Below are 12,297 nucleotides of genomic sequence, written 5' to 3' on the forward strand. Positions count from 1 at the left end.
TAAAGCTTTTATGACATTCGCGAGATAACTTTCGCAAACGGCGCCCGGCGGCGTCCGCATTCTCCTAGTCTTTTCCGGCAGAGCCGTTATTAACCGACCTCCGCGACAAAATTAAAAAACCGGAAGCCTCCCGCTCCCGGTTCCTCTGCAAGCTTATTCTTAAGGCGTCGTTCCGTGCGCGCTCGCTTCCGTCCCGCTGCCGAGCTTCACATGCCCCTCGAACGTCGGGGTCATCGGCACGATATGGAAGAACGTATGCCCCGGCACGAACGGCAGCTCCCGCCCGTCCTTCATGAGGCGGATCATGCCGTCGTCGCTTCGGACCCACTCGCACTGCACGGCCCGGCCCAGCTCGATCAGGATGGCCGGTCCGCCGGATTCCAGGTCGATGTCCAGCCGCCCGTAATCGTCGTACGTCTTGTGCTTCGCGCCCAGCACGACGAGATTCGCCGCGGTCAGCTGCGCTTTCGTCTCGAGGTCCGTGTGCGGCTCGCCGTTGATCGAGCGGTTGTACAGCTTCGCCGCCGGGTCGTACGCGTAAGATACATGATAGTCCTTCAACAGAAATTGGATGTCGACCTGGGACGCGTCCGTGCCGCCCGAAGTCGCGCCCGTCTCGGACCAGCTGTACGCCGGAATCTCCACCGTCTCGTCGTAGTTCTTCTTCGCGGCGCCCGCGCGCAGCTTCTCGAGATTGGAGTAGAGGTTATGCGGCGGCTTGCGGAACGACTCGCGGTAGAAGTACGCGCCCGCGTTCGAGATCTCGTCGAGATAAGCCTTGCCGTGATGCTGCAGCAGATCGTAGGCGTCCGTGCTGGCCCCGGCATGCGCGAGCACGGCATGGTACGCTTCGCCGATGCGGATCAAGTACGGCCGGTTGCTGCGGATCGGGCCGACGGGCGCCGTGGACTCCGTGCTCTGGAACACGGCGACGAGCCGCGTGATGCCGCCCTCGGCGAGCACCTCCCAGACGACGTCGGCGTTGGGCAGCCCCGACTGGGGACGCGCCGCGCCGAAATTGTTCACCATGACGGCGATCGGGCGGAGCTTGGCTTCATGGTCCTGCGGAAGGCCCGTCAACGGGGCGATGAATCGGGGCGGATCGACGGCCTGCGTCTGATCCGGCGCCGGCTCCGTATCGGCGGGCGCCGGCGTCGTATCCCCGGCGGGCGGCTTCGCGTCGTTCGCCTCCGGCTTGTCGTCGCCGCTGCAGCCGCTCAGCAGCATCGCGGCAGCCAGCGTCAGCGACATGCCGAAGCGAAGCGCAAGCCGCCGCGTGTAGTATCGTTGTTCGCGCTCACGCGCCATCGGTCAGCCCACCTCGTGTCGAATTGGAAAGAAAAATGACTCTGCTTCAATTAAACCATAAGACGGATGGGATTGTCTTCCGCTGCTGGATGGAATTGCGCGGGGCCGGGCTATGGCGGCATCCAACGGATAGACTTTAATTGCGGCGGAATGGGCTCAGACCGCGGCAAAGAGCCGTCCATCGATCATCCGCGATGATGGGCAGCTCTTATTTGTGCGGCTATTGCGCTTGCGGAGTCGCACCCTCCGCTTCATTGCCTTGGAAGGTGCTGCCCCGCAAAGTCAGACGACGCGGATAATAACCGGGATGTTGCCTCGCGTCGCCTTGGAATACGGGCACACCTGATGCGCGGCTTCGGCAAGCTCGTTGGCAAGCGCGGCGTCGACGCCCGTCAGCGAGACATCGAGCTGGACTTCCAGCGCGAACCCGCCTTCATCGTCCTTGCCGATCGTGACATGGCCCGTCACCTGCGTGCCGTCGACTTTCACTTTCTTGGTCCGGCACACCAGGTTCAGCGCGCTTTCGAAGCAGGCCGCGAAGCCGGCCGCGAACAATTGCTCGGGATTCGTCCCGGCCCCGCCCGCGCCGCCGAGCTCCTTCGGCATCCGCAGGTCCAGGTTCAGCAGGCCGTCGCTCGAGGCCAGCTTGCCTTCGCGGCCGCCTTTTACCGTAACGGTAGCGGTATATAAGTTCTGCATGTGCGTCTCCTCCATCTCTGTCGTCGTCGTGTTCGGATGGCCGATCGGCTTCATACCGCACCATCCGCCGTTTCCTAGCGTTCTCACCTGCCTTGTCCGCTATGCATGCCGTTGGAAATTTTGGAAAATCGTAACGCGTTGGCGCCCGTCGACGCTCCGCGCATAGCCTGCAACCGATTCAAGGCATACTACGCCTAAAACCTGCCAAGGGAGGCTCCCGCATGCATGCCTTTCTCCACTGGGCCAGCCAGCATTGGATGTCCGTCAGCGTCGCGTGTCTGGCCTTGATCGCCGTCGCCTTCGTCACGAAGAAGCGCAAGACGTTGTTTTATAAAGAATAGCCGCGCCTTCCGCGGCTCCAAAACAAAACCCGATCGCTTCGCGCCGGTTATCCGCGCGCTTGCAATCGGGTTATTCATGCTGTGCGGCCGCGACCATCGGGCTGCCCGTCATGGTTCCAGCTGCTGCTGTTGCTGCTGCGCATCCGTCAGCAAAGGAAGCAGGATCGTCACGGCCGTGCCCACGTCGACGGCGCTGTCGATCCGGAAGATGCCGCCGTGCAGCTCGACGATCTCCTTGCAGATCGCGAGACCCAGGCCGCTTCCGGATCGCTGGCTCGTGCCTTTGTAGAACTTCTCCGTCACATGCGGCAGGTCTTCGGGCGGAATGCCGCAGCCGGAATCCCGGATCGTCATGCGGGCGAATCCGTCCTCCTGCCCCGCGTCCACCAGGATCGTCCCGCCCTTCGGCGTGAACTTGAGCGCGTTGTCGAACACGTTGATGAATACCTGCTTCATCCGGTCGGCATCCACCTTCGCCATCAGCGGCCGGTCTCCCGTATCCCCGCGGATCGCGACGGATTCCCGCTGGCCCCGGGCCTCGAACTGCCGGAGCGTCTCGACGAGCGTCTTGCGGATATCCAGCATCTCGGGATGGAGCACGATGCTTTTGGCGTACAGCTTGGAGAAATCGAGCAGGTCCTCGACGAGCCCGGACAGCCGGACCGTCTCGCGATCGATGATCGAGAGGCCAAGATTGAGCTCTTCTACGTCGCTCAGGTCGCCGGAAGCGAGCGTCTCGCTCCAGCCCTTGATCGACGTCAGCGGCGTCCGCAGCTCATGGGAGACGGAGGAAATGAAGTCCTCCTTCAGCTTCTCTCTCCGCGTCAGCTCGGAGGCCATCGTGTTCAGCGTGTCCGCGAGGCGGCCGATCTCGTCCCGGTCGTGCAGCGCGGCCCGGCGGCTCCAGTCGCCTTCGGCCATCTTCTCCGCGACCTTGGTGAGGTTACGGATCGGCCGGGCGATCCGGTTGGCGATGAACACGCTCATCGTGAAGAAGAGCAGCACGACGAACAAGCCCACCGCCAGCGTCAGCCATAAAATATTCTGGATGATCCGGTCCAGCGTGCCGAGCGACGCCGTATACCGGAACATCGACACGATGCGGGCGCCCTCCTTGACGGGCAGCGTGACCGCGATGATCCGCTCGTTCGTGACGGGATCCCGGCCGCGCCAGATGCCGCGCTCATGCACCATGGCCAATCGCACGTCCGGCGTATCCACGATTTCGCCATCGCCCGCGAAGCCGTCGCTGTCGACGACGAGCGCGCCGGAGCCGGTCAGCAATTGGAGATGCGCCGTGCCGACCGCCATATTCTGCAGCATGTAGCGCGCCTTCTCCTTCATCGGCTCGTCGGCGATCATCCGGTTGTGCAGCGCCGCTTCCGTCTGCGCGCGCTGCAGCACGGAGCTGACCGCGCTGGAGTAATAGTAGTTCCAGACGAGGGTGCCGAACAAAGAGCCGAGCAGCACGACGACGAGCACGATCAGCACGCCGTAGCTCCAAACGATCCGGGTGCGGAGGCTGGTGCTCATTGCCCGTCGCCCCGGTTCCACCGGTAGCCGTAGCCCCAAAGCGTCTCGATATGCTTGGGATCGGACGGCTTGATCTCGATCTTCTGCCGGATGCGCCGGATGTTCACGTCGACGATCTTCAGATCCCCGACGTAATGGCGGCCCCATACCCCGTTCAAAATATCGTCGCGGCTCAGTCCCTCGCCCTCCCGCTCCATCAGCAGTTTCACGAGCGTCCATTCCGTCGGCGTCAGCACGATCTCGACGTTGTCCTTCCAAAGCCGCCGCTCCGTCGCGGACAGCAGGAACGGACCGGACGCGATGTCGCCGGCCCGCGGCGCGCGCCGGTAGCCGCCGCTGCCGGCTTCGCCGGCAGGCTGGCCGGACGCGAATGACGCGGCCGCGCCTGTTCCGGCGGCGGCATTGCCGCCGTTCTCGCTGCCGTTGCCCGCGGCACCGGCGCCGTTCGCCGCTGCGGCGCCCGGCATGCCGGCAGTTCCCGCCGCTGCGCCATTGACGTCGGCGCCGCCGGCTGCGTCGCCCGAAAAGCCGCCGTGAGCGCCGCCGGCCGTGCCTGCCGCGGCACCGTTTGCTCCGCTTGCCGTACCGCTCGCGGCCGCAGCTTGATCCGGCGCAGCACCGCCGGTGCCGTCCGCATCGCTGCCCCCGGCTCCCGCCGAAGCGCTTTGACCGGCAGCGCCGCCGGATGCGCCGTTACCCACGGCGCTCGGTCTGGCGGACGCACCGCTGCTGGCCGCGCCCTCGCCGCCAATCGGCGCCGTGCTCCCCCGCTCTGCCGCAGCGCCGCCCGCCGGCTCGTCGCCGAACGGCATCATTCGCCGCTTCAGCGAATTCAGCCGCGCGATCAGCTCGCCCGGACTGAACGGCTTCTGCACGTAATCGTCCGCGCCGAGCTCCAGTCCCCGGATTTTGTCTTCCTCCTGGGACTTCGCCGTCAGCATGATGATGCCCATGCGCGGAAAAAGCTGCCGCAGCTGCTCGCAGACCTCGAAGCCGCTGATCGTGGGCAGCATCACGTCGAGCAGCGCGATATCAAAAGGAGGAACGGCCGTCTTCGCGAGTTCCAGCGCGGTTTCGCCGTCCTCGGCCTCCGTAACCTCCATGCCGTTGCGTTTGAGATTAATGCGGACAAAACCGCGAATCGCCTCTTCGTCCTCCAGAAATAATATCCGCATGCGGCTGTCCCCCTTTCGATCCTTCGTTGTCTCTCTATGGCAGCAGCTTGAACAATCGCTTCATTTCCGCTTCGTCCGGCGGAAAAATGCCTGTCGCGCTTTTGTTCGTTTCGCCAGCCGGCAGTTTCTTCCTCCAGATGGCGTAATAGACGAGCCCGTCGGCCCTGCCCAGCTCCAAATACCGGCTGTCCGCCTCTTGAAGCTTCCCTTCCTCGCCGGCCCAGCTGCCGAGCGGTACGACCCGCACCGTCAGCTCCTCCTCCCGGCTGCCCGTCTCCTCGTTGTAGGCATCCAGCGCGATATCGCTGCCGCTGCCGTCCGCGGGATGCCGGAACGTGAAGCCGGTCCACGAGAGCGGGAGGTCGATCGCATAGGTGCCGTCCGTATCGGTATACCGCCTGCCCACGAGGTCAAAATGGTCTACGCCGTTCCACTGCTTGTAATCCTCGATCCACAGCAAATCGCTGTAAGCGACGCCGTCCGACTGGCCCGGCGCTTCCGTCAGCGCGTGGACGTCCAGGATGCCGTCGCCGTTGCCGTCGCCGCTAAGCACCGCGTTGGCGTTCGTCTGCACGTTCTCGTCGCCGGATGATTGCGGCGGATAGACTTGGACGAGCTTGCCGTCGATCCAGGCCAGCATGGTGGAGGTCGAGGAATTCGAGCCGATCGCCGCATCCGTCACGACGCCGAACCGGTCCGGCGCGATTTTGCCCAACTTCGCCTGTATATAGCCGTTGACCGATCCGTCCAGCGCGGCGGACACCAGCTTGGCGGCGCCGTCGTCCCTGAACCGGTACATGTCGATCGAAGCCGTCAGCTTGGCGCCCTGCAGATTGATCAGTCCGATCTCGGGACTGCCGTCCCCGTTGAAGTCGCCGATCCCCATCGTATCGTAGGGAAGCTCCGCCAGCGGCTTCGGCGGCTTCGCGTCCGCGCTATCCCCGCTGATATGATAGAGGGTCAAGATATGCTGCGGCTCGCCGAACTGATCCCAGCCGATCATCAGCTCGGGCCGGCCGTCGCGGTCGAGGTCGGCGACCCGCAGCACGTCCACGCCGTACGCGGACGTTTCCGCGAACGTGAACCGCTGCCGCCAGCCGCCGGCCGTCTGCTCCAGCATCATGACGCGCTGCGTGCCGCTCTCGTCGGCGAAGACGACGAACGCTTCCTTCGCTCCGTCCCCGTCGCCGTCGAATTCCAAGACCGACGAATTCGAGCTCTCCTGCGCGACGACCGACAGCTTCGCCTGGATCGGCAAAATCGTCTGCAGCGCCGCGGCCAGCGCCGCGTTGCCCGGCATCGGCTTGGGCGGCAGCAGCAGATCGGCCGGCGTCGTCGTATATTGGCAGCCGGCGGTCGCGAGCAGGCCGGCCAGCGCTCCGAGAGCGAGCACGGTCTGAGTGGCTGTTCGAAGAAAATTCATGATCGCGCTCCTCCCGGGTTATTTCGCGGCGGCGGCCCGGTGCTGCGCTTTCGCGTCGAGCAGCTCGCCGACCGTGACGAAGCTGTAGCCCTTGGCCTCCAAATCCTTTATGATCAGCGGAAGCAGCTGCACCGTGTTGGCGACATGCTTGCTGCCGAACGAGTGCATGAGAATGATGCCGCCGGGATGCGTGTTCTTGTTCACGTTGGCCCGCATGGCCGTCACCGGGCTGCCTTCCCAATCCTTCGTATCCACCGTCCAAAACACCAATTCGCGCTTGTTGTCCGCCACGATCCGCTTCAGCAGCGGGGACGACGCCCCGTAAGGCGCGCGCACGAGCCGCGGCACGTAGCCGGCCTGCTTTTGGATCAAGGTGTCCGTCCATTTAATTTGATTCAATATCGGCTTGCTGTCAAGTTTCGACAGGTCCTTATGCGCATACGTATGATTGCCGATCTCGCTGCCTTCGTCCACGATTCGCTTCATGACGGCGCCGTAGCGTTTGACTTGAAGCCCGACCGTGAAGAAGGTGGCATGAATGTGCTTGGCTTTCAAAATGTCCAGGATCGCCGGCGTATACCGATTGTCCGGACCGTCGTCGAACGTCAGCGCGACCAGCTTGGCGCCGTTCTTGCCCGTGTACGCGATCGCCGGTTCCGTCGGTTTATCCAGCTTCACCGGCGGCGCGGCCGGAGCCTGATCCTGCGGCTTGGAAGCCGTTGCGGTACCGGGCTTCGAATCCGGTTTGGAACCCGTCTGCGATTGAGGCTTCGAGCCCGGCTCGGAAGTTGCATTCGAACCTGGCTTTGAGCTTGAATTCGAGCCCGGCTTGGAAGATGGATTCGAATCTGGCTTGGAACCTGAGTTCGAACCGATCTGCGCGCCCGTTTGCGAGTCCGGCTTGGAACCCGGCTTCGCGTCGACAGGGCGCGACGGCGTTCCTGACGCCGTATGTCCCTCGTCCTGCCCCGTGCCGGAGCCCGGCCCCGCGTTCGACACGACCGGGGGACCGAGCATCTCCCTGCATGCCAGAGCTCCGTCCGCATCCTTCACCGCTACCTGAACGGCAGCCAACCGCTGGCCGGACGGCGGACACGGCTTGCCGGCCGCATCCAGCCTGCCGGCCGTATCGCCGCCGGAATAATTGCCGCATCCGGCCATGAGTCCTACCATAAGCGTTGCCAATATCATAACGGCTAAACGCCGCTTGAAGCGCCATTTTCCCCTAAAACGCATCCTGCTCTCCCCTAGGCGGTGCACGATTTTCCTATCCTCTCCCCATGGTAATGGAATCGGGCCGGCATGTAGTTACAAAGAGGTAACATCCGCGCATGTAAATCATGGCATGCAACGTTTCGACCAAGTACGGGGCGAAGCGACAAAACCTCCCTCCCATGGACCCGCATCGGATGGAATCAGATCAAAAAAGTCCATTTCTTGTTCGAAATACGCACATTGTAAACGCTGTCATTCCATTCTATAATCTGCTTACGAATCGGAAAATCCACTAGATTTCACCACTATTGGAATATTGATCATTCTGAAAGGGGTAGAAAAACAATGAAAAAAACGTGGCAGCTTACCGCAAGTTCGGTGGTTCTCGTTTCGATGATCGCGACCGGGTGCAGCTCGGGGTCGTCGGGCGGTTCCAACGGAGAGGTCCTGCATTTGAAGTGGAGCACCTGGGGTAATCCGGGCGAATTGAAACGTTTCTACGAATTGACCGACCAGTACAACAAAGACCATCCGAACGTGAAATGGGAGCTCGTCGCCGTGCCGAACGACGGGTACGAGGAGAAAATCATCACGCAGCTGCAGGGCGGCACGGCTCCCGACGCGTTCTACGCCGGCGACGCCACCGTCGTCAAGCTGATCGCGAACGGCTCCATCTCGGAATTGACATCCCTCATCGACAGCCCGAGCAGCCCGATCAAAGCCAGCGATTTCGCCGACGGCTTATGGGGCGGCTCGAAGCGCGACGATAAAATATACGGCGTCACCGTCGACTGCAACCCGCTCGTCATGTATTACAACAAGAAGGTGCTGACCGACGCCGGCATTACCGACGATCCGCAGCAATTGTTCGAATCGGGGCAGTGGAACTGGCAGAAGCTTACCGAGCTGACGTCCAAGCTGCAAGCCGCCGGCAAGTACGGCCTCGTGCTCGAGGACTGGTCCGCGCCGGTCTACTCGTGGGTCACGACGAACGGCGGAAAAGTCTACGACAAGGAGCAGGGCGGCAAATTCATCGGCGACACCGATCCGAAGACGGTGGAGGCCTTCCAATTCCTGGCCGATAACGTGAAGAACAAGAACTTCGTCTTCTCCGGCTCGCTGCCGAAGGGCCAAGGCCCGGATGCGATGTTCATGTCCAACCAGGTCGGCTTCGGCATCGCCGGCCGCTGGTGGGTCCCGCAGTTCAACGCCAACACCGCGCTGCAGTACGACATCGTGCCGCTGCCGACCAACACGGGCAACAAAATGGAGTCCGCGGGCATCCCGACCGCCTACATGGTCATGAACAAGAAAACGGCGCACCCGACGGAAACGTATGACTTCCTCTCCTACTTCGTATCCAAAGAAGGCCAGCAATTCCGTCTCAAAGGCGGCAACGCCGTTCCTTCCGTATCCGGCGTAGACGATCTGGTGCTGGACAAGAACGCGCAACCGGCTCACGCGCAGTACTTCCTCGACGCCCGCGAAATCGGCTATGCGCTGTGGCCTTCGGAGTCGGCCGTTCCCGGCGCTTCGGATGTCGTCAAGGACAACTATGACCTCCTGCTGCTGGGCAAACAGGATGCCGCGACGACGCTGAAGAAGATGGCGGAGGGCGTGAACAAGAAGATCGCCGAAGCGAGCGCCAATTAAACGCCGCATGACATAGGCAGGGCGAGAAGGGGAGGACTTCGTTCCGCCCCTTCTCGCCTATTCCACCATACCTGTACGGGAGGCCCATCATGAATCCTAAACGATCGAATGCGATATGGGGATTTTTCTTCATCGCCCCGCAGCTCATCGGACTGCTTACGTTCTCGCTGATTCCGCTCATCAGCACCTTCGTCATCAGCGGCTTGGACTGGGACGGCTTCAGCACGCCGAAATTCCTCGGACTCGAGAATTTTACGTATGCGTTCCAGAACCCGGATTTCCAGAAAGCGATGACGAACACGCTCTATTATTCGGTGCTCACGGTGCCCGCGGGCATCTTCCTCGCGCTGTTGACCGCCGTCGCCCTGAATAACGTCCGCCTGCGCGTCATGTACCGGCTGTTCTTCTTCATGCCCGTCGTGACGAGCTCCGTCGCCGTCGCCATCGTGTGGATGTGGCTCTTGAACGGCGATTTCGGCCTGATCAACGTCATGCTGAAGCAGCTCTTCGGCGTCAAAGGTCCGCAGTGGCTCACGGATCTGCATCTGGTATTGCCGTCCTTGGCGCTCGTGAGCATTTGGAAGGGGCTCGGCTTCAACATGGTGCTGTTCCTGGCCGGCCTGCAGGGCATCTCCAAGGATTACTACGAAGCGTCCATGATCGACGGCGCGACGAAGAGCCAGCAGTTCTGGCGCATCACGCTGCCGCTGCTCTCGCCGACCACGCTGTTCGTCACGATCATCGCCGTCATCGATTCGTTCAAGGTGTTCGATACCGCGTTCGTCATGACGAGCGGCGGACCCGCGAAAGCCAGCTATACGATGGTCTACCACCTGTACGAGCTCGCCTTCAAGAACTTCCAATTCGGCAAAAGCTCCGCCGCCGCCGTCGTGCTGTTCGTCATCATTCTCGTCCTTACCACGCTGCAAACGCGCTTGTCCCGCAAGTGGGTCCATTACGCCGAATAGGAGGGCATCGCCATGAATACGGTGAAACCGGAATCGCGCCAACCGCTGCACCAAGTCAAACATCGAGCCTCGCACCGCAAAATCAACTATTCCGCCATCCTGCTTCATCTTCTGCTGATCGCGGCGTCGATCCTCATGATCGCGCCGTTCTGGTGGATGATCTCGAGCGGGTTGAAGGATTTGTCCCAAATCTTCATCATCCCGCCGAAGATGTTCCCCAACCCCTGGGTCTGGTCGAACATCCACCGCTCCTTGACGGCGATGCCCTTCGACAAGGCGTATTTCAACAGCGCGTATATCTCGGTCTGCATCGTGCTCGGCCAACTGCTGACCTGCTCCATGGCCGCTTACGCCTTTGCCAAGATTAATTTCCCGTTCCGGAATACTTTCTTCATCCTGTTCCTGTCGATGCTGATGGTGCCCGAGCAGGTGACCATCGTGCCGCTGTACGTCATACTCAAGAACTTCGGCTGGCTCGACACGCATCTGTCGCTGATCATCCCGGATTCGCTGTTCAGCGCCTTCGGCGTCTTCCTGCTGCGGCAGTTTTTCCTGGGGATTCCGCGGGACTTGTCCGAATCGGCCTACGTGGACGGCGCGAACATGTGGACCATCTACTGGCGGATCATGATTCCGCTCGTGAAGCCGGCGCTCGCGGCGCTCGCCATCATCGCCTTTCTGGGCACGTGGAACAATTTCTTCCGGCCCGTCATCTTCCTGAGCACGACCGACAATTTCACCGTGCCGCTCATGCTCAGCACGTTCAAAGGCCTCTATGTAACCGACTGGACGCTCATGATGTCCGGGTCCGCGATCGCGGTCATCCCCGTGCTGCTGGTCTACCTGCTGCTGCAGCGCTATATTATCGAAGGCATTACGATGACGGGGATAAAGGGTTGAGGCGGATGTACGCGTTGATCGGGTATTTCTCCTCGATCGTCTCGTCGTAATCGAAATGCTGCGCGTCCGGCACCGCGTATTTGCCCCTGTAGGCGGAAGCGGACAAGCCGAAATTGGCGGCGAACGTTCTGGAGAAATAATGGTTCTCGGAAAATCCGCATTGGGCCGCGATTTCGTTGATGCTGAGCGTGCTGTGGCGCAGCGTGTGCGCGGCCCGCTCCAGCCTCAGCTGGATGATCATTTGGCGCGGGGGGATGCCGACTTCGCGCACGAACAGGCGCGACAAATGCTCGCCGGAGATTTGGCAGTGCGCCGCGATCTCCTGCGCGGTAATCGGATCGGCCAGATGGCGCCGGATGTACTGGATCGCCTTGCTGACTACGAGGGAATACGGGGAGCGGGAGTCGCTCTCCGCTCGGGGATCGTCGAAACAGCTGATTTCCTTGGCCCGGGCGGCCAGGTGGTCGAGCTCGTTCAACAACGAGGCCAGCAGCATGTTGCTGCGCCGGCCGTTCTTCTCGAGATACGTGACTTCGAGCAAATAACTGATCAGCGACGCGTGGAAGTTGCCCTCTCCGGCGGGAATCAGATCCGGGCCGTTCTCCCGCAGCAGATGCGGAAACAGGCTTTCATCGGCGCTGAAATGAAGAAACAGATGCCGCGTGGCGGAGGACTCGCTGAACTGCCAGCGATGCGGCACGCCCGCGCGCGTGATGACCCAACCGGGCCGGTCGATCGGGTACGACCGTTCGCCGGCCTGATATATGGTACCGGTTCCAATCGGGAAATAGACCAGCTCGTGCTCCTCCAATACCCGCATATCCAGCTTCCAATTCCGTCTGACGACGAAATCGCCGCATAAATGAAGAACAGGCATTTGCATAGTGTCAGCGTCATCTCCTATTCATCGAATCTGGCCTCGAATGAAAGCGCATACTTCCATCTAAATCAAATTCGCTGCGCGGCTCGAAACTCCTGCCGAAGCGCTTGGCTACGGCTATTTTTGTGATGCGCCGCCGGAAATGGGCGGCACGGGGATTCCAATCAAAAAAAGCCTGCCGGGAAATTCCCGACAGGCTTTA

General features: G+C 61.6%; 10 protein-coding genes and 1 pseudogene. 3 read left to right on the top strand and 8 right to left on the bottom strand.

The genetic code is table 11. From position 1 onward, the window contains the following. Positions 1-159 precede the first annotated feature (159 nt). The 7 genes and pseudogenes from AC50YL_RS05680 to AC50YL_RS05710 form a co-directional block, all read right to left on the bottom strand. Positions 160-1,308: a DUF3048 domain-containing protein gene (locus AC50YL_RS05680; protein WP_494830074.1), complete on the bottom strand. Its 1,149-nt coding sequence runs from the start codon at positions 1,306-1,308 to the stop codon at positions 160-162. Between the two features lie 282 nt (positions 1,309-1,590). Further along, complete coding sequence (locus AC50YL_RS05685; protein WP_494831166.1) at positions 1,591-2,007, bottom strand: organic hydroperoxide resistance protein; 417 nt, start codon at positions 2,005-2,007, stop codon at positions 1,591-1,593. 449 nt (positions 2,008-2,456) lie between these two features. After that, positions 2,457-3,881, bottom strand: coding sequence for a sensor histidine kinase (locus AC50YL_RS05690; protein WP_494830076.1), 1,425 nt, complete (start codon positions 3,879-3,881; stop codon positions 2,457-2,459). Beyond that, a complete protein-coding gene (locus AC50YL_RS05695; RefSeq protein ID WP_494831168.1) occupies positions 3,878-4,696 on the bottom strand; it encodes a winged helix-turn-helix domain-containing protein in 819 nt (272 codons plus the stop codon). The genes AC50YL_RS05690 and AC50YL_RS05695 overlap by 4 nt, the downstream gene beginning before the upstream one ends. Next, positions 4,688-5,056: pseudogene (locus AC50YL_RS05700) on the bottom strand (response regulator transcription factor); the annotation flags it as partial. The pseudogene AC50YL_RS05700 and the gene AC50YL_RS05695, both read right to left, overlap by 9 nt. 34 nt (positions 5,057-5,090) lie before the next feature. Continuing rightward, on the bottom strand, positions 5,091-6,479 hold the full coding sequence (locus AC50YL_RS05705; RefSeq protein WP_494830078.1) for an FG-GAP repeat domain-containing protein: 1,389 nt from the start codon (positions 6,477-6,479) through the stop codon (positions 5,091-5,093). 18 nt (positions 6,480-6,497) lie between these two features. Further along, positions 6,498-7,670 (bottom strand): polysaccharide deacetylase family protein, encoded by a 1,173-nt coding sequence (locus AC50YL_RS05710; protein WP_494830080.1) that lies wholly within the window; start codon positions 7,668-7,670, stop codon positions 6,498-6,500. A 369-nt stretch (positions 7,671-8,039) separates the two neighbouring features. Between AC50YL_RS05710 and AC50YL_RS05715 the strand changes: the two genes are divergently transcribed. The 3 genes from AC50YL_RS05715 to AC50YL_RS05725 all read left to right on the top strand — a co-directional run bounded on the left by AC50YL_RS05715 (position 8,040) and on the right by AC50YL_RS05725 (position 11,215). Further along, positions 8,040-9,347: an ABC transporter substrate-binding protein gene (locus tag AC50YL_RS05715; protein ID WP_494830081.1), complete on the top strand. Its 1,308-nt coding sequence runs from the start codon at positions 8,040-8,042 to the stop codon at positions 9,345-9,347. 89 nt (positions 9,348-9,436) lie between these two features. Beyond that, positions 9,437-10,315: a carbohydrate ABC transporter permease gene (locus tag AC50YL_RS05720; RefSeq protein ID WP_494830083.1), complete on the top strand. Its 879-nt coding sequence runs from the start codon at positions 9,437-9,439 to the stop codon at positions 10,313-10,315. A gap of 12 nt (positions 10,316-10,327) precedes the next feature. Then, positions 10,328-11,215, top strand: coding sequence for a carbohydrate ABC transporter permease (locus AC50YL_RS05725; protein WP_494830084.1), 888 nt, complete (start codon positions 10,328-10,330; stop codon positions 11,213-11,215). On the opposite strand, the gene AC50YL_RS05730 is transcribed toward AC50YL_RS05725, so the two are convergent. Further along, positions 11,190-12,098 (bottom strand): helix-turn-helix domain-containing protein, encoded by a 909-nt coding sequence (locus tag AC50YL_RS05730; RefSeq protein ID WP_494830085.1) that lies wholly within the window; start codon positions 12,096-12,098, stop codon positions 11,190-11,192. The two genes, AC50YL_RS05725 and AC50YL_RS05730, sit on opposite strands and share 26 nt — an antisense overlap. Between the last annotated feature and the right edge of the window lie 199 nt (positions 12,099-12,297).

The sequence above is a fragment of the Paenibacillus sp. J22P277 genome (assembly GCF_059383675.1).